The organism is Streptomyces sp. NPDC104814 (genome assembly GCF_055583185.1).
The window spans coordinates 1157171-1181856 of sequence record NZ_JBVJOL010000001.1; the positions used below are offsets into that span (position 1 = coordinate 1157171).

The 24686-nt window shown below is 74.2% G+C and carries 26 protein-coding genes; 11 read left to right on the forward strand and 15 right to left on the reverse strand.

Annotation, left to right across the window (positions count from 1 at the left end; genetic code table 11):
* Window positions 1-31: 31 nt before the first annotated feature.
* Window positions 32-1027: an LLM class flavin-dependent oxidoreductase gene (locus ACZ64A_RS04810; RefSeq protein ID WP_469808224.1), complete on the reverse strand. Its 996-nt coding sequence runs from the start codon at window positions 1025-1027 to the stop codon at window positions 32-34.
* 169 nt (window positions 1028-1196) lie between these two features.
* On the opposite strand from ACZ64A_RS04810, the gene ACZ64A_RS04815 reads away from it, so the two are divergent.
* A complete protein-coding gene (locus ACZ64A_RS04815; RefSeq protein WP_469808225.1) occupies window positions 1197-1997 on the forward strand; it encodes a chaplin in 801 nt (266 codons plus the stop codon).
* Window positions 1998-2003: 6 nt separating this feature from the next.
* Here ACZ64A_RS04815 and ACZ64A_RS04820 read toward each other — a convergent pair whose 3' ends face one another.
* Window positions 2004-2459 carry a (2Fe-2S) ferredoxin domain-containing protein gene (locus ACZ64A_RS04820; RefSeq protein ID WP_469808226.1) on the reverse strand — a complete coding sequence of 152 codons (456 nt, stop codon included), beginning with the start codon at window positions 2457-2459 and terminating at the stop codon, window positions 2004-2006.
* Window positions 2460-2500: 41 nt separating this feature from the next.
* Here ACZ64A_RS04820 and ACZ64A_RS04825 point away from each other — a divergent pair, with 41 nt between their 5' ends.
* Window positions 2501-3016 carry a phosphatase domain-containing protein gene (locus tag ACZ64A_RS04825; RefSeq protein ID WP_469808227.1) on the forward strand — a complete coding sequence of 172 codons (516 nt, stop codon included), beginning with the start codon at window positions 2501-2503 and terminating at the stop codon, window positions 3014-3016.
* Between the two features lie 16 nt (window positions 3017-3032).
* Here ACZ64A_RS04825 and ACZ64A_RS04830 read toward each other — a convergent pair whose 3' ends face one another.
* A complete protein-coding gene (locus ACZ64A_RS04830) occupies window positions 3033-3248 on the reverse strand; it encodes a dodecin (protein ID WP_469808228.1) in 216 nt (71 codons plus the stop codon).
* Window positions 3249-3489: 241 nt separating this feature from the next.
* Between ACZ64A_RS04830 and ACZ64A_RS04835 the strand changes: the two genes are divergently transcribed.
* Complete coding sequence (locus tag ACZ64A_RS04835) at window positions 3490-4749, forward strand: extracellular solute-binding protein (RefSeq protein ID WP_469808229.1); 1260 nt, start codon at window positions 3490-3492, stop codon at window positions 4747-4749.
* Between the two features lie 23 nt (window positions 4750-4772).
* Here ACZ64A_RS04835 and egtD read toward each other — a convergent pair whose 3' ends face one another.
* The 4 genes from egtD to egtA are packed head-to-tail and all read right to left on the reverse strand — an operon-like array spanning window position 4773 to window position 9152.
* Window positions 4773-5735, reverse strand: coding sequence for an L-histidine N(alpha)-methyltransferase (egtD, locus tag ACZ64A_RS04840; RefSeq protein ID WP_469808230.1), 963 nt, complete (start codon window positions 5733-5735; stop codon window positions 4773-4775).
* Entirely contained in the window at window positions 5732-6514 is a 783-nt protein-coding gene (gene egtC, locus ACZ64A_RS04845) for an ergothioneine biosynthesis protein EgtC (protein ID WP_469808231.1), read from the reverse strand. Before egtC ends, egtD begins: the two co-directional genes overlap by 4 nt.
* Window positions 6514-7833 (reverse strand): ergothioneine biosynthesis protein EgtB, encoded by a 1320-nt coding sequence (gene egtB, locus ACZ64A_RS04850; RefSeq protein ID WP_469808232.1) that lies wholly within the window; start codon window positions 7831-7833, stop codon window positions 6514-6516. The genes egtC and egtB overlap by 1 nt, the downstream gene beginning before the upstream one ends.
* A complete protein-coding gene (gene egtA, locus ACZ64A_RS04855; RefSeq protein ID WP_469808233.1) occupies window positions 7830-9152 on the reverse strand; it encodes an ergothioneine biosynthesis glutamate--cysteine ligase EgtA in 1323 nt (440 codons plus the stop codon). The genes egtB and egtA overlap by 4 nt, the downstream gene beginning before the upstream one ends.
* A 271-nt stretch (window positions 9153-9423) precedes the next feature.
* On the opposite strand from egtA, the gene ACZ64A_RS04860 reads away from it, so the two are divergent.
* Window positions 9424-10251 (forward strand): TIGR02452 family protein, encoded by an 828-nt coding sequence (locus tag ACZ64A_RS04860; RefSeq protein WP_469808234.1) that lies wholly within the window; start codon window positions 9424-9426, stop codon window positions 10249-10251.
* Here ACZ64A_RS04860 and ACZ64A_RS04865 read toward each other — a convergent pair.
* From ACZ64A_RS04865 to ACZ64A_RS04880, 4 genes are all read right to left on the reverse strand, one after another.
* The gene (locus ACZ64A_RS04865) at window positions 10236-10682 is read right to left on the reverse strand and encodes a type II toxin-antitoxin system PemK/MazF family toxin (RefSeq protein WP_469808235.1); all 447 of its coding nucleotides are present in this window, start codon (window positions 10680-10682) and stop codon (window positions 10236-10238) included. The two genes, ACZ64A_RS04860 and ACZ64A_RS04865, sit on opposite strands and share 16 nt — an antisense overlap.
* A gap of 44 nt (window positions 10683-10726) precedes the next feature.
* Window positions 10727-12205 (reverse strand): SPFH domain-containing protein, encoded by a 1479-nt coding sequence (locus ACZ64A_RS04870; RefSeq protein WP_469808236.1) that lies wholly within the window; start codon window positions 12203-12205, stop codon window positions 10727-10729.
* 133 nt (window positions 12206-12338) lie between these two features.
* Window positions 12339-12557 (reverse strand): hypothetical protein, encoded by a 219-nt coding sequence (locus ACZ64A_RS04875; RefSeq protein ID WP_469808237.1) that lies wholly within the window; start codon window positions 12555-12557, stop codon window positions 12339-12341.
* Between the two features lie 2 nt (window positions 12558-12559).
* Window positions 12560-13987, reverse strand: a complete 1428-nt coding sequence (locus ACZ64A_RS04880; protein ID WP_469808238.1) for an amidase — start codon at window positions 13985-13987, stop codon at window positions 12560-12562.
* A 269-nt stretch (window positions 13988-14256) separates the two neighbouring features.
* Here ACZ64A_RS04880 and ACZ64A_RS04885 point away from each other — a divergent pair, with 269 nt between their 5' ends.
* Complete coding sequence (locus ACZ64A_RS04885) at window positions 14257-15000, forward strand: hypothetical protein (RefSeq protein ID WP_469808239.1); 744 nt, start codon at window positions 14257-14259, stop codon at window positions 14998-15000.
* On the opposite strand, the gene ACZ64A_RS04890 is transcribed toward ACZ64A_RS04885, so the two are convergent.
* Complete coding sequence (locus ACZ64A_RS04890) at window positions 14921-15751, reverse strand: MIP/aquaporin family protein (RefSeq protein ID WP_469808241.1); 831 nt, start codon at window positions 15749-15751, stop codon at window positions 14921-14923. The two genes, ACZ64A_RS04885 and ACZ64A_RS04890, sit on opposite strands and share 80 nt — an antisense overlap.
* A 173-nt stretch (window positions 15752-15924) precedes the next feature.
* Between ACZ64A_RS04890 and ACZ64A_RS04895 the strand changes: the two genes are divergently transcribed.
* Window positions 15925-16797, forward strand: a complete 873-nt coding sequence (locus tag ACZ64A_RS04895; protein WP_469808242.1) for a fructosamine kinase family protein — start codon at window positions 15925-15927, stop codon at window positions 16795-16797.
* A gap of 679 nt (window positions 16798-17476) precedes the next feature.
* Here ACZ64A_RS04895 and ACZ64A_RS04900 read toward each other — a convergent pair.
* Window positions 17477-17833 carry a DUF6479 family protein gene (locus ACZ64A_RS04900; RefSeq protein WP_469808243.1) on the reverse strand — a complete coding sequence of 119 codons (357 nt, stop codon included), beginning with the start codon at window positions 17831-17833 and terminating at the stop codon, window positions 17477-17479.
* Between the two features lie 37 nt (window positions 17834-17870).
* Window positions 17871-18275 (reverse strand): ChaB family protein, encoded by a 405-nt coding sequence (locus ACZ64A_RS04905; protein WP_469808244.1) that lies wholly within the window; start codon window positions 18273-18275, stop codon window positions 17871-17873.
* 122 nt (window positions 18276-18397) lie between these two features.
* On the opposite strand from ACZ64A_RS04905, the gene ACZ64A_RS04910 reads away from it, so the two are divergent.
* Window positions 18398-18772: a four-helix bundle copper-binding protein gene (locus ACZ64A_RS04910; RefSeq protein WP_469808245.1), complete on the forward strand. Its 375-nt coding sequence runs from the start codon at window positions 18398-18400 to the stop codon at window positions 18770-18772.
* A gap of 78 nt (window positions 18773-18850) precedes the next feature.
* Here ACZ64A_RS04910 and ACZ64A_RS04915 read toward each other — a convergent pair whose 3' ends face one another.
* Complete coding sequence (locus ACZ64A_RS04915) at window positions 18851-19366, reverse strand: DinB family protein (RefSeq protein WP_469808246.1); 516 nt, start codon at window positions 19364-19366, stop codon at window positions 18851-18853.
* 37 nt (window positions 19367-19403) lie between these two features.
* On the opposite strand from ACZ64A_RS04915, the gene ACZ64A_RS04920 reads away from it, so the two are divergent.
* The 4 genes from ACZ64A_RS04920 to ACZ64A_RS04935 all read left to right on the forward strand — a co-directional run bounded on the left by ACZ64A_RS04920 (window position 19404) and on the right by ACZ64A_RS04935 (window position 24660).
* Entirely contained in the window at window positions 19404-20417 is a 1014-nt protein-coding gene (locus ACZ64A_RS04920; RefSeq protein WP_469808247.1) for a methyltransferase, read from the forward strand.
* A 194-nt stretch (window positions 20418-20611) separates the two neighbouring features.
* Window positions 20612-21460, forward strand: a complete 849-nt coding sequence (locus ACZ64A_RS04925) for an oxygenase MpaB family protein (RefSeq protein ID WP_469808248.1) — start codon at window positions 20612-20614, stop codon at window positions 21458-21460.
* A gap of 62 nt (window positions 21461-21522) precedes the next feature.
* Window positions 21523-23943, forward strand: a complete 2421-nt coding sequence (locus ACZ64A_RS04930; protein ID WP_469808249.1) for a serine/threonine-protein kinase — start codon at window positions 21523-21525, stop codon at window positions 23941-23943.
* Between the two features lie 147 nt (window positions 23944-24090).
* A complete protein-coding gene (locus tag ACZ64A_RS04935) occupies window positions 24091-24660 on the forward strand; it encodes a GNAT family N-acetyltransferase (protein WP_469808250.1) in 570 nt (189 codons plus the stop codon).
* The last annotated feature ends 26 nt before the right edge of the window (window positions 24661-24686 follow it).

A 24686-nucleotide genomic window follows, 5' to 3' on the forward strand; every position in this document is an offset into this window, starting at 1 on the left:
CCGTACCGCTGGGGGGACAAACCCCGCGATTCTATGCGAACAGCGTGGCCAGCCGGCGATAGGAGTCCAGCAGCGCCGCACGGTCGTAGGTACTGGTGGTGACCAGCACCTCCTGCGCGTCCGTCTCCTTCAGCAGCGTCTCCAGCTCCGCGGCGACCTGCTCCCCGGTGCCGGCGATGTGCCCGGCGAGCCCCGCCTCGTAGAAGCCGCGCTCCTTCGCGGTCATCGGCCGGGTCCGAACCGCCTCGGCGGGCGGCAGTGGCGGAAAGGTGCCGTGCGTGCGGGAGTACGCCATCGACCAGGCCTCGGGCAGGAGCAGGCGCCGGGCCTCCTCCTCGGTCCCGGCCACCGCGATCGTGCCGGAGATCACCACGTACGGCTCGCTCGCCCACGGCGAGGGCCGGAACGCCTCCCGGTAGGCCTCGATGCCGTGCCGCATCTTCTCCCGGCCGCGCAGGTCACCGATCACCAGGGGCAGGCCGAGCCGGGCGGCGATCCGCGCGCCCTCGCCCATGGCCAGTACGAACGGCGGCACGGTGAGCCCCTCGGCGGGCCGGGCGTGCACCCCGGTCGGGGAGGTGCCGCCGAACCAGCCGAGAAGTTCCCCGATCTGCGCCGCGAAGTCCTCGGCGTCGCCCTTGTCGCGGCCCAGCGCCCTGCGCACCCCGTCGGTGAAACCGACCGACCGGCCGAGCCCCATGTCGATTCGCCCCGGGAAGAGGGACTCCAGCACGCCGAACTGCTCGGCGACGACCAGGGGTTGGTGGTTGGGCAGCATCACCCCGCCCGTGCCGACCCGGATCCGCTCGGTGGCGCCGGCCACCGCGGCGGCCAGCACCGTCGGCGCCGAACCGGCCACGCCGGGCACACCGTGGTGCTCCGCCACCCAGAAGCGGTGGTAGCCGAGCCGCTCCACCTCACGCGCGAGGCGCACGGTGTCGCGCAGCGCCTCTGCCACGGGATGTCCCTCCCGGGTGCGGGAGCGGTCGAGGACGGAGAAACGGGTCCGGGCGATCAGAGCACTCACACCCTGTTCAACGCCCGCGGGCGCGAGGGATTCCCGCCGTCACGGGGTGCCGCCGCGCCGACACGGCCGCGCGAACGGTGGATTCTTCATAACTCCTCCCGCTCATGGGCGTTGCATCTGTTGCGGGCGAAAGACCGCATCTCTCTCATCTGTGGAAGGCAGGGAACCTATGAAGCGGGTTACCCGGAACACCCTGATCGCGGTGGCCGCCGCGTCCGGTGCGATGGCCATGGTCCCGGCGGCGCACGCCGACTCGACGGCGGACGGCAACCTGGCCGGTTCGCCCGGTGTCGGCTCGGGCAACGGGATCCAGCTCCCGGTGGCCGTGCCGGTCAACGTGTGCGGGAACAGCGTGAACGTGGTGGGCCTGCTCAATCCGGCGTTCGGCAACACCTGTGCGAACAAGGGCGGCTCGGGCGCCCACGGCTCCGACAAGGGCGGCTCCGGCGGGCACGGCTCCGACAAGGGCGGCTCCGGCGGGCACGGCTCCGACAAGGGCGGTTCGAGCGGGCACGGCTCGGACAAGGGCGGCTCGTCGAGCACGGGCGGTGGCGCGTCGGCGGGGCAGACGAACGAGGGCTCGCCCGGGGTGATCTCCGGCAACGGGGTCCAGCTGCCGGTCGACCTCCCGGTCAACATCAGCGGCAACACGGCCGACGTGGTCGGCATCGGCAACCCGGTGTTCGGCAACGAGTCGTCCAACACCTCCGGTGCCAAGCCGCAGCAGCCCGGCACGCCGCAGACGCCGGACCAGCCGATCGACCGGTCGGTGCCCCCGACGCACGCGCAGCCGCCGGCCCCGCACCACGACACGGAGCTGGGGCGCACCCCGGTCGAGGAGGTCGGCGCGGTGAGCTCCCTGGCCGAGACCGGGACGGACGGCATGTTCCCGGCCGCTCTGGCGAGCGGGGCGCTGCTGCTGGGCGGCGCGGCCCTGTACCGGCGTCACCGGGCGGGCGCGCGCCACTGACGCGCCCTACCCGCGTGCCCCCGGCCGCCGGATGACCTGCAACTCCAGCGTCACCGGCGGCGCGGCCACGCCGGGGCCGCCCGCGGCCGCCCAGTCGATGACCTCCTGCGTGCAGTCGTCGTCCATCGCGAACCCCACCCACACGGCCCGCCCGCCGGCCCGGCGTCCCGCGGCCGACGGCTGGACGACGATGACGTTCGCCTGGTCGCAGGGGCCGAGACAGTCGGTCGTGCGGACCTGGAAGCCGTGCTCCTCGGCCGCGGCACGCAACCGCTGCAGCTGCCAGTCGTGATCGGTGCCTGGGTGCTTGCGGGCGTTGCCGCAGCAGCACCCCCGGCACACCACGAGGGTGCAGGGCCGCTGCCGGGCGGCACCGACGAAGGACCGGCGGGGGGCGGGGACGCGGGCTCGGACGGGGGTCCGGACGGGGGTTCGGGCGGGGGTTCGGGCGGGGGTTCGCATGGGAGAAGCATGATCCATGGGGCGGGGCTAGGGTGGACCGCGTGACTGTTACGTCCCGCACGTCTGCTGCCCGTGCGTCCCGTCGTCCGCTCGCGGTGTTCGATCTCGACAACACGCTCGCCGACACCGCGCACCGGCAGCGGTTCCTCGAGCGGCGGCCGAAGGACTGGGACGGCTTCTTCGCCGCCGCGCCGCAGGATCCGCCGCTCGCCGAGGGTGTCGCGCTGGCCGTGGAGAGCGCGCGCGAGTGCGAGGTCGTCTACCTCACCGGTCGGCCCGAGCGGTGCCGGGCCGACACCCTGGAGTGGCTGGCCGGGCACGGGCTGCCCGAAGGGCGCGTGTACATGCGCCGTGACGACGACCGGCGGCCCGCCCGACACACCAAGCTGCAGACCCTGCGCCGGCTCGCCCGCAACCGTGAGGTCCGGGTCCTGGTGGACGACGACGAGCTGGTGTGCGACGACGCCGAGCGGGAGGGCTTCACCGTGCTGCGCGCCCGCTGGGCCACGCCGTCGACCGAGCTGAAGGTGGCGCAGGAGCGCGAGGGCCGCACCTGAGCCGACCGGGGGCGCGTCAGTCGGACTCCTCCAGGCGGAAGCCCACCTTCAGGCCCACCTGCCAGTGCGCGATCGAGCCCTCCTCGATCTGCCCGCGCACCTGCGTCACCTCGAACCAGTCCAGATTGCGCAGGGTCTGCGACGCGCGCGTGATGCCGTTGCGGATCGCTGCGTCGACACCGTCGGGGGAGGTGCCGACGATCTCCGTGACCCGGTAGGTGTGGTTCGACATGCGGGTGCTCCTCTCGCGGGCGCGGGCACATGTGTGTCACGCGTCACTCCACCGTGCCCCAGAGTGCGGCTCGGCGCGAGGCGGTCGGCTCGGCCTTACTCGCGGAAACCCTTGACCCCTCGCATTGGTCCATACCAAAATCCGGCACACCCGTTCGAGTCAGTCGCTCGTCCCCCACGTCGGGTCCCATTCGTCTGTCCGCAGCCTGAAGCCCTCCAGCCAGGACCCCGGGAGCCCCCTCGTGCCACGCCGTCTCCTCGCCCTCGCCTGCGCGTCCGCCTGCCTGCTCACCGCCTGCGGTGTCCTGCCGCACGACGGCGCGGCCCGCCGCACGGTCACCGTCTGGCTGATGAAGGACAGCGCCTCACCGGACTTCCTGCGCCGGTTCACCGACGACTTCGAGCACACCCACCCCGGTCTCGCGCTCGACATCCGCGTCCAGCAGTGGACCGGTATCGGCGCCAAGGTGCAGGCCGCGCTGAAGGCCGACGGCAGCGACGGCCCCGACGTCATCGAGGTCGGCAACACCCAGGTCCCGCAGTACATCGACAAGGGCGGACTGCTCGACCTGACCCTGGAGTCCATGCGCGACTGGGGCCTGGACGACTGGCTGCCCGGACTCGCCGAGCCGGGGCAGCGCGACGGACAGCAGTTCGGCATCCCCTGGTACGCCGCCAACCGCGTCGTCATCTACCGCAAGGACCTCTTCGCCGAGGCCGGTGTCACCGCACCGCCGAAGACCCGCCAGGAGTGGCTGGAGATCACCCGGAAGCTGAACTCCGGCGGCCACCAGGGCATCTACCTCGCCGGTCAGGACTGGTACACCCTCGCCGGGTTCATCTGGGACGAGGGCGGTGAACTCGCCGTGGAGGGCGACGGCGGCTGGCGCGGCACCCTCGACACCCCGGCCGCACGGCGCGGCATGGACTTCTACCGGCGGCTGCACGCCCTCGGCGAGGGGCCGGCCGGCGCCGACGAGGAACACCCCCCGCAGGCAGGCGTGTTCGCGTCCGGCACGGTGGCCCAGATCGTGGCCGTCCCCGGACTCGCCCAGTCCATCGTGCAGCAGAACCCCGCCCTCAAGGACAAGCTCGGCTTTTTCCCCGTCCCCGGCAAGAGCGCCGGCCGTACAGGGGCCGTGTTCACCGGCGGCTCCGACCTCGTCGTGCCGCAGAACACCGACGAACGCAAGGGCGCCCTCGCCGTCGTCGAGGCCCTCACCGGCGCCCGGTGGGACAGCGACCTCGCGCGGACCATGAACTACGTGCCCAACAAGGCCAGGCTGGCCCCGGCCGTGGACGGGGTGGAGGGGGTCGCGGCCATGGCGGCCGGAGCCGCGCACGGCCGGGCGACCCCGAGCACGCCCGAGTGGGCGGTGGTCGAGGCCGACAACCCGATCAAGCGGTACATGACCGCCGTGCTGACCGGGGCCGACCCCGCCACCGAGGCCCGGCGCGCCTCACGCCGGATCACCGAGGAACTGAAGGTGGGTCTCGGCTGAGGCCCCCCTCGGGCGGGGAACCCTCAGCGCACCGTGGCCAGCGACAGCGCGAACCGTCCCTCCCGGTCCGTCCACCAGTGCGACAACTCCATGCCGCTCGCGGCGAGTTCCTGCGCGACCCCTTCCCTGCGGAACTTCGCCGAGACCTCCGTGCGCAGCTCCTCGCCCGCCGCGAAGTCGACGGCGAGGCCGAGCGGGGGAACCTTCACCGTTTGCGCGGTACGGGAGCGCAGCCGCATCTCGATCCACTCGCGCTCCGCGTCCCACCGGGCGACGTGGTCGAAGCCGTCGGCGTCGAAGTCGGCGCCCAGCTCGCGGTTGATCACGGTGAGGACGTTCTTGTTGAACGCCGCCGTCACCCCGGCCGCGTCGTCGTAGGCGCGGACCAGGACCCGTTCGTCCTTCACCAGGTCCGTGCCGAGCAGCAACGCGTCGCCGGGGGAGAGCAGCCCTCGCACCGAGGCGAGGAAAGCGCGCCGCTCGGCCGGCAGCAGATTGCCGATCGTGCCGCCGAGGAACGCCACCAGCCGCGGCCCCGGTGTGTCCGGCAGGGCGAGCGCGCCGGTGAAGTCGGCGATCAGGGCGTGCACCTCCAACTCCGGCCGTTCGGCGGCGAGCGCCTGCCCGGCCTGGGTGAGCGCGCTCTCGCTGACGTCGACCGGCACATAGGTGCGCAGCGAGGTCAGCGCGTCGATCAGGTACCGGGTCTTCTCCGAGGAGCCGGAGCCCAGTTCGATCAGGGTGCGGGCCCCGGTGGCGGCGGCGATGTCGCCGGACCGGTCGATCAGGATCTCGCGCTCGGCGCGCGTCGGGTAGTACTCGTCCAGCGCGGTGATCCGCTCGAACAGATCGCTGCCGTGGGCGTCGTAGAACCACTTCGGCGGCAGCGTCTTCGGGGTGGCCGCGAGTCCGGCCAGGACGTCCGCGCGCAGGGCGGCGTCCGTCGCGTCCTCCGGGAGGGTGCGGGTGATACGGAACGGGCTCACGGTCGGGGCTCCTTGGGGGGTACGTCCTGATCGAGGTCCTTGAGCTCGGTGAGCAGCACCTCGGTGCGGCTCGCCGTCAGCAGGGTGCGGTCGGCGACCTCGCACCACAGCGGGTCGTCGTCGTACGGCTCGGAGGCCACGACCGTGCGGCGGCCCGGCTCGGCCAGGTACCACAGGGTGTCGCCCCAGGCGGTCGCGGTGATCGTGTCGCCGTCGGTGAGCAGCAGGTTGAGCCGGGATCCCGGCGCGGCCCGGGCCACCTCGGCGACCGTGTCGGCCAGGGCCTGGCCCGCCGTGTCACCGGCCCGCAGCCGGGCCAGCACCAGCGCCCACACCAGCGCCGAGTCGGTGCGGGACTCCAGGGCCAGCAGGTCCTCGGCGGGCAGGGTGCGCGAGAGAGCGGCCAGGGAGCGCGGCCAGCCGGCGATCGCGCCGTTGTGGCTGAACAGCCAGCGGCCCGAGGCGAACGGCGCGGCGGCGGCCTCCGCGTCGGCCCCGGCCAGCGTCGCGTCCCGTACGGCGGCCAGCAGCGCCCGGGTGCGCACCACGCGGGCGAGGTCGGCGAAGGACTGGTCGGCCCAGATCGGCCCGGCCCGGCGGTAGCGCGCCGGCACCGGGTCGCCCTCTGCGTACCAGCCCACCCCGAAACCGTCGGCGTTGACCGTGCCGTACCGCTGCCGGCGGGGCGCCCAGGACTGCCGGTACAGGCCGTGCTCCGGCTCCACCAGAAGCCGTCCGAGGGGCTCCTCGTCTCCCACCCAGGCGAGATGACGGCACATCAGACGGCCTCCACCGAGCGGGCGGTGCGGAAGCCGGAGAAGATCTGCCGCCGGATCGGGTAGTCCCAGTTGCGGAAGGTGCCGCGGCAGGCGACCGGGTCGACCGCGAACGAGCCGCCCCGCAGCACCTTGTGGTCGGGGCCGAAGAACACCTCCGAGTACTCCTTGTACGGGAACGCGGTGAAGCCCGGGTACGGCAGGAAGTCGCTCGCCGTCCACTCCCAGACGTCACCGATCAACTGCCGTACGCCGAGCGGGGACTCGCCCTTGGGGTAGCTGCCGGCCGGGGCCGGGCGCAGATGGCGCTGGCCGAGGTTGGCGTGCTCGGGCTCCGGGTCGGCGTCGCCCCACGGGTAGCGCATCGAGCCGCCGGTCGCCGGGTCGAAGCGGGCCGCCTTCTCCCACTCCGCCTCCGTCGGCAGCCGGCGCCCGGCCCAGCGGGCGTAGGCGTCGGCCTCGTACCAGCACACGTGCAGCACCGGCTCGTCGGGCGGGACGACCTCCGTGACGCCGAAGCGGCGGCGCAGCCACTGCCCGCCGTCGCGGCGCCAGAACAGCGGTGCGTGGATCGAGTGGCGGCGGATGTGGTCCCAGCCCTCGCGGGCCCACCAGCGGGGGTCGTCGTAGCCGCCGTCGTCGATGAACGCCTGGTAGGCGCGGTTCGTCACCGGGGTGGTGTCGATCGCGAACGGTGCCACCTCCCGTACGTGCGCGGGCCGTTCGTTGTCCAGCGCCCACGGCTCACCGGAGGTGCCCATGGTGAACGGGCCTCCGGGCACCACGACTTCGGCGGGACCGGTGAACAGCGGAGCCGGGTCGGGGTCCGGGGCGGTCAGCGCCTGCGGTCCGGTGCGCAGCTGATGGGTGATCAGCATCGTCTCGTCGTGCTGCTGTTCATGCTGCGCGATCATCCCGAAGGCGAAGCCCGCCTCGGTCAGCCGGGTGCCGTCCAGCCGGGCGGACCCCAGCACGTCCAGGGCCCGGGTGCGCACCTGGGCGGCGTATGTGCGGGCCTCGTCGGGCGGGAGCAGCGGCAGGGAGGGCCGTTCGGCGCGCGGGTGCTCGAAGGCGTCGTAGAGGTGGTCGATCTCGGGGCGTATCGCCTCCTGTCCGCCGACCGTGCGCAGCAGCCACTGCTCCTCCTGGTTGCCGATGTGCGCGAGGTCCCAGACCAGTGGGGACATCAGCGGCGAGTGCTGCGCGGTGAGGTCGGGCCCCTCCACGCAGGTGGTGAGCAGGGTGGTGCGCTCGCGGGCGGTGGTGAGCGAGGTGAGGGCGCGCTCGCGGAGCGTGTCGGCGTCGGGCGCGGGCTCGGTCATCGCAGGTCGTCCTTCCCGTGGGCGCGTGCGTCCGCGCCGTGCAGTTCGTCCAGCAGATCGTCGGCGGGGCAGCGGCCCCTGAGCACATGGCGGTCCCGGTACGCGGCGACGGCGTCGGTGACCTCGGTGGTGGCGCCCAGGCGGGGCAGTGCCTGCAGCGCCGCCGCGAAGCAGTCGGCGGCCGCCTCCGCGAGTTCCGGGTCGCCGAGGCCGTCACGGGCCGCGTCGGCCCACAGCGGGTTGTGCGGTGCGGGCAGCCCCAGCGTCCGCTCCGCCAGCGGTTTCACCGTGCGGTACGCGGTCTCGGCGGCCTCCGGGTCGTCGAACAGGGCGGCGGTCACCGCCAGCGGCACGATCCAGCCGTCGTCGCCGGGCTGGGCGTCGATCATCCGCAGCTCCAGATGGCCGCGCGGCCGCACCGGCGGGAACAGCGTCGTGAGGTGGTAGTCGAGGTCGGCACGGGTCGGCGGCCGGTGCGCCCCGGAACGGGTCCACTCACGGAAGGTGAGCCCGTCGGGCACCTCCCACGGGCCGTCCTCGCGCCGGACGCACATCACGGGCGCGTCCAGCACGTGCCGGGCCCAGGCGGCGCGCGGTTCGCCGCCCTGGACGGGGGCGCCCGCGCGGCCCGGCCCGATCTCCATCCAGCGCAGTTGCCGGGTGGAGCGCCAGCCGGTGGGACGGTCCCCGGCCATCGGGGAGTGGGCGAAGGCCGCGACGAGTACGGCGCCGAGCGTGTGGGCCAGCCACCAGCGGCGCCCGTGGCCCAGCGGACCGGGCTCCTCGTGTCCGGCGTCCACGCAGACCTGCACGGAGGCGGAGGAGCACATCATGCGCCGCCCGCCCGGCCCGGCGCGGTCCAGTGAGGTCTCCATGGCGTCGTAGCGGGGTTCGTGCAGATACCGGCGCGGGGAGTGCCAGGGGTCGTGGCCGATGCCGGCCAGGACCAGGCCGTCGCGGCGCAGTACCGCGCGGACGGCGGCGAGATCGGCGGAGACGGTGCCGACGCACTCCATCAGGGAGGCGGCGGGCGGCGAGCTCAGCTCCAGCTGGCCGCCGGGTTCGACGGTGAGGGCCGAAACCAGGGGTACGTTCCGCAGTGCGGCGTAGGCCGCGTCGAGCCGGTCGGGTGTCACACGGAGTCGCGGGTCGCGCTCCTCGTGGACGAGCCATTCCACTTCCACCCCGAGCCGGCGGGGTGGTCCGGTCTTGAAGCAGATGCCCCTGACCAGGGCCTCCACCTCGGCCTCGGTGACAGGGGTACGGGGCTCGCGATGCTCCGTACAGTCACCCGCCGCGGTAGACGACGAATCGGACATGTCGGGATCCTCCTGAGAGTCCACCATGCCGCCGGCCCGGCTCCGGGATGGTCCGGGCGCGGCGCGCTCGTCCCAGCCAAGACGCTCCTGCCGAATCGCACAAGAGTGCCAGGCGACACGTTCCGGGCTTCGTAAGGTTCCTTTCCCGCAGGTTTTCCGCCGCGTTCCACGCCCGGGAAAACGCGTTGCGGCGCACGACCAGCATCGCTCAGGATGCGTGCATGAGCACGACGGGGGAACGCGCGCTCGTGGCGTCCACGGGGGTGACGCCGTGAGCGCGCGCCTTCGCGGCATCGCACGGGAGACGGAGAAGATCGTCGAGACCGGCCGGTACGTCCGGGCGGACGGGCACACGGTGTCCCTCGCGGGGGCGATCGAGGCGGCGCGGCAGGACACGCGGATGTTCGGCCCGGAGCCGGTGCCCGTGCCCGGGGCGCCGCAGGCCGACACGCGGATCGAGGTCACCGGCGAGAGCAGCCTGCAGGCCGCCCGCCGCCTCGCGCACGGCCCGGTGGCCGTCCTGAACTTCGCCTCCGCCCGCAATCCGGGCGGCGGCTACCTGAACGGCGCGCAGGCCCAGGAGGAGGCCCTGTGCCGCGCCTCTGCGCTGCATACCTGCCTGCTGCGGGCTCCGGAGTTCTACGACCACCACCGCGCCCACCGCGACCCGTTCTACACCGACCGGGTCGTCCACTCCCCGGGCGTGCCCGTCTTCCGCGACGACCGGGGCCGCCTGCTGGACGAGCCCTTCCACGCCGGCTTCCTGACCGCCGCAGCGCCGAACGCCGGCGTCGTCCTGCGCTCGGCCCCGGAGCGCGCGGCCGAGCTGCCGCGCGCCCTGGCGGTACGGGCCGAACGGGTCCTTCAGGTGGCGGCCGCGCACGGCTACCGGCGGCTGGTACTGGGCGCCTGGGGCTGCGGGGTGTTCCGCAACGACCCGGCGCAGGTGGCGGCGTCGTTTCGCGCGCTGCTCGCCCCCGGCGGGCGGTTCGCCCAGCGGTTCGAGCACGTCGTCTTCGGCGTGCTGGACCGCAAGGGCGACACCCGGGCCGCCTTCGAGCGCTGCTTCGAGGGTGTGGCCGCTCAGGTCCAGCCGTAGCGCTCCGCCAGCCGCCTGCGGACCAGGTCGAAGCGCATCCGGTCCAGGGCGCAGGCCTCGCGGCGCATGCCCTGCTCGTGCAGGCGCAGCACGCGGTCCACGTCCACCCAGGAGTCGCGCCCGGAGCGGTCCCACGGCCCGCTGCCGATCGGCACCCACTCCCTGTCGCCGTCGTGCCGTTTGCTGGACAGCTGCACGGCCAGCACGGTCCCGGCCGCCTCGCGGGCGACGACCAGCACCGGCCGGTCCTTGCCCCGGCCGTCGTTCTCCTCGAACGGCACCCAGGTCCAGACGATCTCGCCGGGATCGGGATCGCCGTCGTGGGCGGGCGCGTACTCGGTGCGCACCCGCCCGACCTCACGCGGGTCGGCCTCGGTGGTGGCGGTGGGGCCGTGGCGGCCCGGGACGTCCTCTTCGGTAAACGCAGTCACGGGGGCACCCTAGGGGGTGCCCCCGTGAGGACGCGGTCAATGCCTCATGCGTCCTGGACCGGCACCCTCTGCGGTGCCTGGGGAGCCGACCCGTTCAGCGACGGACCGCCCGGGTTCTGGCCGTTCGCGTTCATCGATGCCAGCAGCTGGCGGGCCAGCCCCAGACCGGTGCCGCCCATGGTGAGCGCCTTGGCGAACACGTCCGCCATGCCGTCGGCGCCGTTGAGCAGCACCATGTTGTCGACGTTGCCGAAGGCGGAGGCCCCGGCCTGGACGATCTCCGGCCACTTCTCGGCCAGTTGCTGGGCGACGACCGCCTCCTGGTTCTCGGCGAGGGCGGCGGCCCGCGCCTTGATCGCCTCGGCCTCGGCGAGACCCTGGGCCTTGACCGCCTCCGCCTGCGCGAGGCCCTTGGCCTGGGCGGCGGCCGCCTCGGCCTCACCGGTGGCCCGGGTGGCGGCGGCGCCGGCCTCACCGCGCGTCCTCGTCGCCTCGGCCTCCGCGCCCGCGGCCGTCTTGACCCGGGTCGCCTCGGCCGCCGCGGCCAGCTCCGTCTCCTTAGCCTTGGCCTGCGCCGCCGAGATCCGCGCGTCACGCTCGGCCTCGGCCAGCGTGCGGGTCTCGTAGGCACGGGCGTCGGCCGGCTTGCGCACGTCCGCCTGGAGCTGCTGCTCGCGCCGGTGCGCCTCCAGCTCCGCGACGCGGGTCTCCTGCACGACGACCTCCTGCCGGGCCCCGGCCTCGGCGAGGGGACCGGCCTGACGCGCCTTCGCGGCCGCCTTGTCCCGCTCGGCCTGGTAGCCGGCCTGGAGGATCTCGCTGTCCCGGGTGGCCTCCGCCATCCGCGCGAACGACTGCTGCTCGGCCTCGGTCGCCAGCCGGTTGGCCTCGGCCTGCGCGATCCGCGCGTCCCGCTGCACGGCCGCCGCGTGCGGCATCGCCAGGTTCTGGATGTACCCGGTCGGGTCCTCGATCTCGTGGATCTGCAACGAGTCCACGATCAGGCCCAGTTTCTCCATCTCCGTGCCGCACGCGGCACGCGTCTGACCCGTCAGCTTCTCCCGGTCGCGGATCATGTCCTCGACCGTCAACCCGCCCACGATGGACCGCAGATGACCGGCGAAGACGTTGTGCACCCGCTCCGACATCAGCCGCTGCTGGTCCAGGAAACGGCGGGCCGCGTTCGCGATCGACACGAAGTCGTCGCCCACCTTGAAGATGACCACACCGCGCACCTTCAGCGGGATGCCCTGGTGCGTCACGCAGTCCACCTGCAGCTCGGTCTCGTTCAGGTCCAGCGAGAGCTTGCGCACCGCCTGCACGCCGGGCAGCACCAGCGTGCCGCGCCCGGTGACGATGCGGAAGCCCATGCCCTCCTCCAGGCCCTCCGTGCGGTGCTTGGAGCCGGAGATGATGAGCGCCTCGTTCGGTTCGGCGACGCGCCACATGAGCTTGAACAGACCGATCAGAAGCAGGACGGCAACGACGACCGCCCCCGCAACGACGCCGACGACCATCGGCATTCGCCCCCTTTGCATGGTGCCCTTTCGGCACCGAACGAAGGGAGTGTGCGCCCGGCGGGCCCGCGCGGGAAGACGTCCGAGAATCCTTGTTGCAATCTTGACGCAGACGCCTCTCACCTGCGCCGCAGCGGGCTCAACTGTCGTATGCGGCCGTGACGTAGACGGTCCGTGGCGGCAGATACTCGACCACCATCACGACCGTGCCGCGCTCGATCCGGTCGGTGCCGGCGGCCGGGTAGGCGAGGAAGTGCTCGGCGCCGCCCCGCACCCGGACGATCACCTCGCCGACCAGTCCGGGCCCGACCGTTCCGGTGACCCGCCCCATGAGCCCGACCATCGACGCATCGTCCATGGTCACAGCGTACGGGCCGGTCCGGGCGCGGCCCATGCCCCGGGCGGCCACCGTTCGTGCCAGCGCACCTCGGCCTCCAGCCGGGCCGCCAGCGACACCAGCAGCGGTTCGCTGTGGGCGGGGCCGAGCAACTGGGCGCCCACCGGCAGCCCGTTGCCGGTGAAGCCGGCGGGCACGTTGACGCCGGGCCAGCCCAGCACGTTCCATGGCCAGGCGTAGGGGCAGGCCGCGATCATCGCCCGGTCGGTGGCGAACCCGCCGAGCGCGTGCAGGGCCCCGATGCGGGGCGGGGGAGCGGCCGTGGTCGGCGCCAGGATCACGTCGTACGACGTGAAGAACGCGCCGATACGGCGGTGCAGCACCGCCTCCGCCCGCCGGGCCGTCCGCAGCGGTACGCCGCCGAGCAGCCGGCCCAGCCGGGCGGCGCCCCGGGTGCGGGCGTCGAGCAGTTCGGGGAACGGCGATTCGGCGACGCGTTCGGCGATGCCGGCGGTGGCGCGCGGCACGAAGGTCAGCCCGATCGGTCCGTACGGCGGGTCGGCCTCCTCGACCACATGCCCCAACCCGGCCAGTTTCTCGGCGAGTTCGACGACCCGGGCGCGCACCTCGGGCCGCAGCCGGGCCGGTACCGCGGTGAACGGCGGCCTCAGCGACAGCGCGATCCGCAGCCGTCCGGGATCGCGGCCGACCGCGTCGGACACGGTGAGCGCGGGCGGCCGGTGCGGGTCGCGCGCGTGGTTGCCGCTCGCCGCGTCCAGCAGGAGCGCCGCGTCGGCGACCGTGCGGGCCAGGGTGCCGTTGACCGTGATGCCCTGGAAGGACTCGCCGCGCGGCCAGGTCGAGATCCGGCCGCGCTGCGGCTTGATGCCGACGAGATGGGTCCAGGCGGCCGGTATGCGCACCGAGCCGGCGCCGTCCGAGCCGAGCGCCGCGGGCACCAGACCGGCGGCGACGGCGGCGGCCGACCCGCCGGAGGAACCGCCCGGCGTGTGCGCGGGGCTCCACGGGTTGCGGGTGGCGCCGAACGCGGGGCCCTCGGTGTGCGGCCACTGCCCGAACTCGCAGGTGTTGGTCTTGCCGACGATCACCGCCCCGGCCGCGCGCAGCCGCCGTACCGCCTCCCCGTCCTCGGTGACGGGCGGGTGGTCGCCGCAGCAGCCGAACGCGGTCGGCTCGCCCGCGACGTCCATGTCGTCCTTGACGGCGACCGGCACCCCGAGCAGCGGCCTGCGCACGCCCGCGGCCAGCTCCCGGTCGGCCGCCCCGGCCTCGGCGAGGGCGGCCTCGGCCCGCACGATGCGGAACGCGTTCACCGTCGTCTGCGACGCCTCGATCCGCTCCAGCGTGCGCTCGGCCAGCTCCCGCGCGCTCACCTCGCCCCGGGCCAGGGCACGGGCGGTGTCGGCCAGTCCTGCGTGGTCGAGCGTCATACGGCGCACCTCCGGAACCCCGTTGTCTACCGAACGGTAACCTGCGGGGCGCGGCCAGGGGAACGGCCCGGCGTCCGGCCGGGGTTGCCCGGGCCGGCCGGGAGCCTTCCTTACGATGGCGGTGGTCGTGCTGGAGGGGGCGGCGGGGGCGGGCCCCGCGTCAGGGGGCGGGTGTGTACCGGGGCGAGGGGCGTCCATACGGGGAAGGGGCGGGCGGCGCCGGAGCCGTGCCGCCGGCGGTGCGGGAGAGCCGGCGGCCACGGGGGCCGATGCGGCGGGCGGTGGGGTTCGTCGGGCGGACGCTGTGGAACGAGTTCCGCGGCGTCGTGGCCGACCCGGTCGTCCGGCTCGTGCGCCGCGGGCCGGGCGCGCTGCTGCTCGGATGCGTGGCGTGCGTCGGGGTGATCTTCTTCCACGCGATCGCGCAGTACCCCGTGGGCGCGACCGTGGTGCGCGTCCTCGGCGGCGTCCGGGGCGACCTGCCGCTGTGGCTGGCGCTGTTGCGCACCCCGGTGTCGCTGTACGTGCCGGCGCTGGACCTGCCGGTGTGGGCGGGCCTCACGTCGCTGTTCCTGGCGTTCGCGCTGGCCGAGGTGGCCCTCGGCCGCGTCCGGACGCTGGCCGTCGCCTACGTGACCACGCTGGCCGGGACGCTCGCGGCCCGGCTGATGATCGCGATCGGCCCGGGCTGGTGGGGGCTGGGCCTGCCGCCGGAGACCGGCCAGGTGCTCGACACCGGCCCGTCGGCGGCGGTCGTGGGGCTGTTCACGTACATGGCGGTGACCCGCCGGGCGCCCGTGTTGTTCACGCTCACCGGCGGGTCGATGGTGTGGGAGTCGATCGCCGTGCCCAACCTGGCCGGGCGCGAACACCTGGTCGCGGTGGGCGCGGCGATCGTCCTGGGTGTGCTGCACGGACGCCTGCGGCGGCCGTCTATTCGTGGTCTCCCGCGTCGGGTGCGGGAACGCGGCCGGGTTCCTGCTCCTCCACGCCGCGCCGCAGGATCGGAGTGATCAGCAGGTGGTAGATCGCCGCTCCGACCACACCGCCGACGAGCGGCCCGACGATGGGCACCCAGAAGTAGAGATCGCCGTACTGGTCTCTGAATGCCGTGCCGTACCCGGTGATGAAACTCGCCAGCCGGGGGCCGAAGTCACGGGCCGGGTTGATGGCGTACCCCGCGTCCGTGCCCCAGGCCATACCGATCGCCACGACCACCAGGCCGATGATGAAGGGCGCGAGGTTGGCGCCGGGCGGGGTGTTGAGCAGGTCGGTGACCGCGAAGATCAGCAGCACCAGGATGGCTGTGCCGATCACCTGGTCACGCAGCGCGCCCCATTGGCTGACCGGGAAGACACCGTTGCCGGGCAGGGTCGAGAACACGCCTTGTGACTTGATCGTGTGACCGGGGTCGAACTTGGCCAGGACCTCCGTGTAGTTCCAGCGCACGATCAGCGCGGCGACGAACGCGCCCGCCGTCTGGGCCACCGCGTACGGCAGGACCTTGCGCCAGGAGAAGCCCTTGAAGCAGGCCAGAGCCACGGTCACGGCCGGATTGAGATGCGCACCGCTGATCCGGGCGGCGACGTACACACCGAGGGTGACGCCGAGCCCCCAGGCCCAGGCGATGCTGTCGTGATTTCCGAGGCCGGCGGCCACGACCTGGGCGACCACGCCGACTCCGAAGAGGATGAGGACCATGGTGCCGAGGAATTCCGAGATCAACTCGCCGGTCATTCCTCTGGCGGTCGTCCTGTCTGCCATGGAGCACCGCCTCCACCTTCTGAGGGGGGATGGGTGTGATGACGATGGGGCGTTTTGCGTGCGAGCGTAGTGATTTGATGCTGGACGTTCAGAGCCGGAACGTCAACCGGAGCGCCATATTCCGCGGGCGTTCGCGGCCCGGTGGCCCGGTGTACGGCCGTACGCTGGGCGCCGTGTGGAACAGCTCCGACGGTGTCGATGCCGGGGCCGTGGCGGCCCGCTTCACCGGCGCGCGGGTGACCCGGCAGCAGCGGCTGTCCGGGGCGCTCACCGAGGTCGCACTGGACGACGGGCGCGCGGTGATGGTCAAACGCGGCGACGAGACCGGCATGGTGCGCGCCGAGGCGGCCGGACTGCGCTGGCTCGCGGACGCCGGCGCCGTGCCGGTGCCGGCGGTGCACGGGCAGGACGAGCGCTGGCTGGTCACCGACCGCGTCCCCGAGGGGCCGCCAACGGCCGAAGCCGCGGTCCGCTTCGGGCGTGAGCTGGCCGCGCTGCACGCCGCCGGCGCCCCCGCCTTCGGCGCCGCGCCGCCCGGCGGGCCGCGGGACGCCTGGATCGGACGGGCCCCGATGCGCAACACGCCCGGCCCGGACTGGCCGCGCTGGTACGCCGAGCACCGGGTCCTGCCCTATCTGCGCCGCGCCGTCGACCAGGGGACCGTCCGTGCGACCGAGGCGCCGGTGGTCGAACGGGTCTGCGAGCTGCTGCCCGAGCTCGCCGGGCCCGCCGAGCCGCCCGCCCGCTTGCACGGCGACCTGTGGAACGGCAACGTGGTGTGGGGAGCCGACGGGCACGCCTGGGTGATCGACCCGGCCGCGCACGGCGGGCACCGCGAGAGCGACCTCGCGATGCTGCACCTCTTCGGCTGCCCCCACCTTCAGCGGGTGCTGGAGGGCTACCAGGACGCGGCCCCGCTCGCCGCGGGCTGGCGCGAGCGTATCGCCCTCCACCAGCTCTTCCCGCTGCTGGTCCATGCCGTCCTGTTCGGCCGCGGCTACGCCGACCAGGCCCTGACAGCGGCCCGGACGGCCACGACAGCCTGAGCGCCGGTCCCGCGGCCCCGCCCGGCGAGTTCGCTCGGCGGTGCGGGGGTTGCGGGTCTTCCCAGTGCCGGGTTGGCGTCGGCCCTGCGCGCCCCCTTGGGGGACGCTGCCGTGTAGGGGCTCCGCCCGGTCGGGGTTGCGCTCCGGTGGCGCCGCAGGGCCGTTGCTTCGCGACTTGGCCCGTGCTGCGGCACTCTCCCCGAGTGCCGGGCTCCGGGCCCGGGAGGGGCGTGGCTTCGCGCCTGCGTACCGGCCTTCGCCTACTGCTTCTCGCCCCCGACGGCGGGCTTCGCCGTCGTGGGTCGGCCCGCGCGTCGGCTCGCCGGCAGTGCGCCGCCCTCAAGCGTCCCCCTGCGGCAACCGCCCGCACCCCCCTGCGCAAAACCGCCCCCGCCCCCCGCGCGCGCAGACGCCCCCGCCACCCCGGGGGCCGGGGTGGCGGGGGCGTCGGGGGACCTGGTCAGGTCCGGTTGCCCTTCGGCTTGCCGCGCTGGTCCGAGGTGCCGTGGGGCGGGGGCTGGGGGGAGGTCGCCGGACACGGGGGGAGCCGGTGTGGCCCTCGCCCTGCTCGGGGCGGACGTCACTTCCCTTCGCGCATGGACTCCGGTCCGGGCGGGTGTGCCTCCCGGAGGCCGCGCGCCCCGCGAGGGCGGGGCGTACGACCGCGGGGTGCCGCAGCTCAGTGGGCGCCCAGGCCGCCTCCGCCGAACGAGCCGCTGGAGCCCTTGCCCCATTTCGGCCGTTCCTGGGACTCGCTCGGCCGGGTGCCGAGATTGCCGAACTCGTGCGGGAGCCGGCGACGGCCGTCGTGCGGTACCTCCTCCGGTTCCCGGTTCTGCTGGATGCCGCGCACCGCGCCGCCCGGGGGCAGATGCGGCTGCTCCTCCGGACGCGGCGGGGCCGGCTCACGGCTCTTGAAGACGTCACCGAACCAGAAGGCGCCGATCAGTCCGCCGACGAGGAAGACCCCGGCGATGACGGGGCCCAGGACCCAAGCGCCGCTCGGGGCGGCCATCTGCATCATTGCGCTGCTCATATCACACGAATACCCCCCAAACGGCCCCGCTACCAGGTCACCGCGAACGGGATTGCCGGGTCTTCGAGCGATTGGCCTTGCGGACCGCGTCCAGCAGCTCGGACTTCGACATCCGCGAGCGCCCCTCGATGTCCAGGCGCCGAGCGAGGTCGTAGAGGTGCTCCTTCGTGGCCTGCTCGTCGACGCCCTCGCCGCTGCGCCCGCCCTGCTGCCGTGGCCGGGCCGAGCGCGGGTCCGAGGGACCCTTGCGGCCGCCCTCCTTGCGCTCCCAGTGGTCGCCGACCTTCTCGTGCGTGTGCTTGAGCGCCCCGTAGGCGACCCGGTGGGCCCGCTCGCCCTCGCCGTACGTCCCGACCGCGGAGTCGTGCGCCTTGATCCACGTCTCCTGCGCGTCCTTCGAGGAGCGCTCCAGGGTCGACGGCAGCTCCTGTCGTCCGGGCATCGTCCACCTCCTCCGCTCCGGCCTCCGGGACGGTCCGGGTTCCCGCGACGGCGCCCGGATAACGGGCGCGGAGACGGGCCGCGGCCGGGTTTGGTGCGGTGGGCACCGGCTACCCGCACCGCGTGACTTCGACGACGACCCAGCAGGAGCTCATACGGTTCCTCGAGGACCGCTTCGCCTGTGCCCAGGCGTGCACCGAGTGCGCCAGGGCCTGCGCGCTGCGGGCGAGCCTGGTGGACCCGGGAGGGACCGCGGAGCAGGAACTGACACGACGCAAGGGCATCATGTGCGCCGAGGTGTGCGATGCCACCTGCCGCGTGCTGTCCGAGCAGAACAGTGTGGACGAGGCCGGCATCCGCGTGCAGGTGGAGTGGTGCCGGACCGTCTGCCTGGAAGCGGCCCACGTCTTCGACCGCCACCCCGGCGCCGAGGACACGGCACGGCACTGCCGGGACTGCGCCCGGGCGTGTTCGGACTTCCTCCGCACGCTCGCCTGACGACGTACCCAGGACAGGACGGATTCCGACGGCCCTCGACAAGGGAGGTGGCCCGCAGATCCCCGTTTCCGAGATTTCCTACCGAGCAGTCTCCCGGTCGTCGAGGGCGCGGCGCATGTCGAACAGGTGGTGGCGCAGCTCGTGCAGGGTGTGCACGGCGAGCCAGCGCAGGGTCCGCTCCGCGCGCTCGGGGAAGGCGTACACGAGCGTGCGCTCCCAGCCGGCGGGTGACAGCCGGCCCAGGACCTGGCCGAACATCAGCGCACCGTCACGCAGTTGCCGCGCGACATCGGCCGGCTGCTGCTCGGCGTAACCGTCGTGCTCGACCCGCTCCTCACGTCCCATGGACTCCGCGACCGGCGTGTCGGTGCGCAACGCGGCCAGCGCCCGCTCCCGCTGCACGAACAGCACGTCACGGACGTGACAGGCGTACTCCAGCGGTGACCAGACCTCCGGTGCGGGACGGCGCCGCAGCGCCGACGCGTCGCGCCGCAGCAGCCGCCCGTAGGCGTCCGCGTCGTCCGCGGCGAGACGCGGTACCGACGGGGCCAGGGAGAGGTCGTAGGCGAAACCGCACTCCGTGCACGTCGTCATGCGGGCACGCTACCAACGCCCTGGTTAGCATGGGCGGATGCCGTCACAACGGAGCGAGCCCTCGGACTGGCAGCTGCTGGCACCGCTCGTGGACCTGGTGACCCCCATGGCGGTCAGAGTGGCCGCGACCCTGCGCCTGGCCGACCTCATCGCCGCCGGCGCCGAGCAGGTGGACGAGCTGGCCGAGCGCAGCGGCACCGACGCCGACGCACTCGGCCGGCTGCTGCGCCACCTCGCCCGCCACGGGATGTTCCAGGAGGCGTCCCCCGGGCGGTTCGTCCTCGACGAGCGGGCCGAACTGCTGCGCTCGGACCATCCCGCGGGGATGCGGGACTGGTTCGACCTGGACGGTTTCGGCGGCCGGATGGACCTGGTGTTCACCGGGCTGCTGCACACCGTCCGCACCGGCCGGCCCGCCTGGGAGGAGGTCTTCGGCGCGCCCTTCTGGGACCACCTCGCCGCCGACCCCGCCCTCGCCGCCTCCTTCGACGCGACGATGGCCCGCTCGCTACGCAGAACGGCGGCCACCGACTACGACTGGTCCGGTGTGCGGCACGTCGTCGACGTCGGAGGGGGCACCGGCGCACTGCTGGCCGAGGTGCTCGGCGCGCATCCCGGCGTGCGCGGCACCCTGGTCGACCTGCCGCAGACCGTCGCCCGCGGACGCCGGTTCCTGGCCGAGCGCGGGCTGGCGGAGCGCTGCGCGTTCGCCGGGCAGAGCTTCTTCGACCCGCTGCCCGCCGGCGCCGACGTGTACGTGCTCAGCGCCGTGATCCACGACTGGGCCGACGAGCCGGCCGTCGCCGTGCTGCGCCGGTGCGCCGAGGCCGCCGGCCGGGACGGCAGGGTCCTGCTGGTCGAGACGCACGGCAGGGCCGGCGACGACGCGGCCATGCGTGCCGAGATGGACCTGCGCATGCTGGTGATCTCCGGCGGGCACGAACGAAGCGTCGAGCAGTACACGGCGCTCGCCGCGGCGGCCGGACTCGCCCCGGCCCAGGTCCGCACCACCCCGTCCGGGCATCTGCTGATGGACTTCCGGGCCACATGACCCCGGAGGCCGCCCGGGCGGCCTCCCGGGGTGGCCGCCCGGGCGGCTCGGCGCCCCGGCCGGATCCGGCCCCGAACGACCGCCGTCGGACGGCCGGCTCCCGCAGCGCAAGTCCGCCCGTACGGCCGCCGTCCGACGGCCGCCTCCGCAGCGCAAGTCAGCCCGATGTCCGCAGGCCCGCCGAGGGGGACCACATGAGCGACGCCGACCCGGGGCTGTTCGGCCCCGACTCCGTGACCTGGCAGATGCACGGCGACCCGATGATGTGGGTCGCGGGCATCCGTGCGCTCTACCTCCAGGCACTGCACCCCCGCGCGGTGCGCGGCGTGATGCAGAACAGCGACTTCCGGCACGACGCCTGGGGACGGCTGCGGCGCACCGCGAACTTCGTGGGGACGACGACGTACGGCACCCGCGAGGCCGCCGAACGGGCCGGTGAACGCGTCCGGGGCATCCACCGCCGGCTCACGGCCACCGACCCGGACACGGGAGAGCGCTACCGGATCGACGACCCCGACCTGCTGCTGTGGGTGCACTGCGCCGAGATCGACTCCTATCTGCACGTGCTGTGGCGCTCCGGCTTCCCGCTCACCGGCGCCGCCGCCGACCGCTACCTCGCCGAACACCGCGTCAGCGCCCGCCTGGTCGGCCTCGACCCCGACGCCGTACCCGCCGACCGGGCGCGGCTCGCCGCCTACTTCGAGCAGGTCCGGCCGCGGCTCGCCGTCACGCCCGAGGCACGCGCCGTGGACGACTTCCTCCGCCGCCCGCCGACGCACCCCCTGCTCGTCCCGGCGCGCGAGGTGCTGTGGCGGCGCGTGGCGCAGCTGGCGTACGCCTCACTGCCGCCGTACGCCCACGCGCTGTACGGCAAAGCGGCCCCGCCGCCCGCCGTCGTGACCCGGCGACTGCGGGCGACCGGCGCCCTGCTGCGCCGCATACCCGCAGGTCTGCGCTGGCAGCTGCCGCCCAAACACATCCTGCGCGCGGTCGCCCGGCTCGGCCCGGACACCCGTCCGGCACCGTACAAAGCAAGGCGATAGCCCGCCATACTGGGCAAGCCAGGGCCAGGGCGGGGCGAACGCTTACGGGGGCGACGCGTCTGATGGGGGACACCAGGCTGATCCAGGGCCGTTACCGGCTGCTCGACCTGATCGGACGCGGCGGCATGGGCGAGGTGTGGCGGGCCCGCGACGAGTCGCTGGGCCGCCGGGTCGCCGTCAAGTGCCTCAAGCCGCTGGGGGCGCACGCCGACGGGTCCTTCGGCCGCGTGCTGCGCGAGCGGTTCCGGCGCGAGGCGCGGGTGGCCGCGGCGCTCCAGCACCGCGGGGTGACGGTCGTGCACGACTTCGGCGAGAGCGAGGGCGTGCTGTTCCTGGTGCTGGAACTGCTCGACGGCCGCAACCTCAGCCAGTTGCTGGAGGACAACAAGCACCAACCGCTGGCCGTCCCCGACGTCGTGGACATCGGCCGGCAGGTCGCCGCCGCGCTCGCGCACACCCACGAGCAGGGGATCGTGCACCGGGACCTGAAGCCCGCGAACATCGTGCGCCTTGCCGACGGCACAGTGAAGATCTGCGACTTCGGCATAGCCCGTCTCGGCCACGACATGGGCCTCACCTCCCGGCTGACCGGCACCGGTATCGCCATGGGGACCCCGCACTACATGTCGCCCGAGCAGATCGGCGGCGACGAGGTGGACCAGCGCAGCGACCTGTACTCGCTGGGCTGCGTGCTGTACGAGATGGCCACGGGAGTGCCGCCGTTCGACCTCGACGACCCCTGGGCGGTCCTCGTCGGCCACCGGGACACCCCGCCCCGCCCGCCGCGCGGCCACCGGCCGGAACTCCCCGGCACGCTCGAGGAGATCATCCTCGACCTGCTGGCCAAACGGCCCGAGGAGCGCCCCCGGGACGCCCACGAGGTGGCCCGCCGCCTCGGCGCGGGCCGGCCGCAGCCGGTGTACGCGTCCGTCGCGCCGCCCGCGCCGGCTCCGGCCTGGATGCCGGAGCCGGCGCCGCGGGAGCGCCGCCTGCCGTCCTGGACGCGCGGCATGACCACGGGCCACAAGGCCGCCGGTCCGGGCCCGCACGCCCCAGCCCCGGACCCTGGCGGGGGCCTGAGCCGGGAGTGGATCCCGCGCGAACCCGGCGGCCCCGGACCGGGCGGGGGGCCCGGCAGTGGGGGCGGTGCCGGCAGCGGCCCGCGGGCGGGAAGCGACGCGGGGAACCGCAGAGGTCCCGGAGCCGGAAATGGCAGGGGGGCCGGAAATGGCAGGGGGGCCGGAAACGGCACGGGGGAGGGCTTGGGGAACGGCAAGGGCTCCGGGGACGGCAGGGGCTCCGGGGAGGGCAAGGGCTCGGGGGCCGGAAGTGACGCGGGGGACCGCCGCCCCGAAGGAGCCGGCCCTGTGGTGCTCGCCGGGCTGGCCGAGCGGCACCGGGCGGCCCTGCGGTCCGGCACGCTCGGCAGGTGGGCGGAGGCGGGGGCGGCGCACCGGGACATCGCCGCCGAGCGGGAGCGGCTGCTCGGCCCGGATCACCAGGACACCCTCGCCAGCCGCTACGAATACGGCGTCGCCCTCAGCCGCACCGGCCGGGCCGCCGAGGCACTGCGCGTCCACAAGGACGTGGCCGCCCACCGCACCCGGCTGCTGGGCGCCAATCACCCCGCCACCCTCGCGGTGCGGCAGGAAATGGCGTACACACTGGGCCAGTTGGGCCGGCACCACGACGCCCGCCAGGTGTACGCGGCGGTGCTCGCCGCACGGGAGCGCACGATGGGCGCCGAGCACCCCGACACCCTGCGCTGCCGGCACAACCTCGCCGCCAGCCTGGGCCGTGTCGGCCGGACGGCGGAGTCGTACCGCCTGGCCTGCGAGGTGGCGGAGGCGCGCGCCCGGGTCCTGGGGCCCGAGCACCCGGACACGCTCGTCACCCGGTACGAGGTCGCCTACGCGCTCGGGCAGCTGGGGCGGTGGGCGCAGGCCCTGGAGGCCTACCGGGAGGTCACGGCGGCCCGTACGCGGGTCCTCGGCCGGGACCACCCCGACACGCTCGCCGCCCGCTACGAGACGGGCATCAGCCTCGGCCGGCTCGGCCGCGGCGCGGAGGCGCTGCGGCTGTACGACGAGCTGGTCGAGGACCGCACCCGGATCCAGGGCCCCGCCCACCCGGAGACCCTGCGCGCCCGCCATGCCCTCGGCGTCAATCTGGGCCGGCTCGGCCGCTGGGCGGAGGCGCTGGCCGAGGCCCGGGACGTGGCCGGGCTGCGGGAGAGCGCTCTGGGCGCCGACCACCCCGACACCCTGCTCAGTCACCGGGAGATCGCCGTCGCCCTGGGCTGGCTGGGCCGCTGGGCGGACGCGCTCACCGAGTACCGGCGGGTGGCCGACGCCCGCGCACACCTGCTGGGGCCGGGCCACCCCGACACGCTCGCCGCCCGCACCGACGAGGCCCACTGTCTGCGGCAACTGGGCCGGCCCGCCGAGGCGGCCGCCGTACAGGAGCGGCGGCAGACAAGGTGAATGGGCCGCAGACCTCCGGATACCCGGGTGAAACGGAAAAGCGCACATCGCCAACACGACCTGCGGACCTCAGCCCCTTCCCTGATCGACGAGACACCCCCCGGCGCCCGTGTCCCCGGCGCGTCCCCGGCCGCGTAGGCTCGGCGGATGGACACCACCTCCGTCGCGCTTCGGACAGAAGCGGCCGAGGGCGCGTCGGCCCTGTTGCTGCGGCCCTGGAGCCCGCGCGACATTCCGCAGCTGATCGAGGCCCACCGCGACCCGGAGCTGCGCCGCTGGATCACCGCTGTGGTGCACGACGAGGAGAGCGCGGCGCGCTGGGTGCGGGACCGCGTCAGCGGCTGGGACAGCGGCGAACGCCTGGCCTTCGCCGTCGTGGAGCCTGCCCGAGCCGACGAGATGCCTGCCGGAGCCGACGAGATGCTGGCGGGCCATGTCGTCCTCAAGCGGACGGCAGCGGGCGCCGAGGTCGGCTACTGGACCGTCTCCCGCGCACGGGGCCGTGCCGTGGCACCTCGTGCCCTGCGCGCCCTCACCGACTGGGCGTTCACCGCCCTGGGCCTGACGCGCCTCGACCTGCTGCACCGGACGGACAACGCCGCCTCCTGCCGGGTGGCGCAGAAGGCCGGCTACGCACTGGAGGGCGTGCTGCCCGCGGCCCCGCCCGCGTTCCCGGGAACGGGCCACTTGCACATCTGGCGGGCCGGCCGGCCCTGACGGGGTGCCGACGGTCGGCCGGTCTC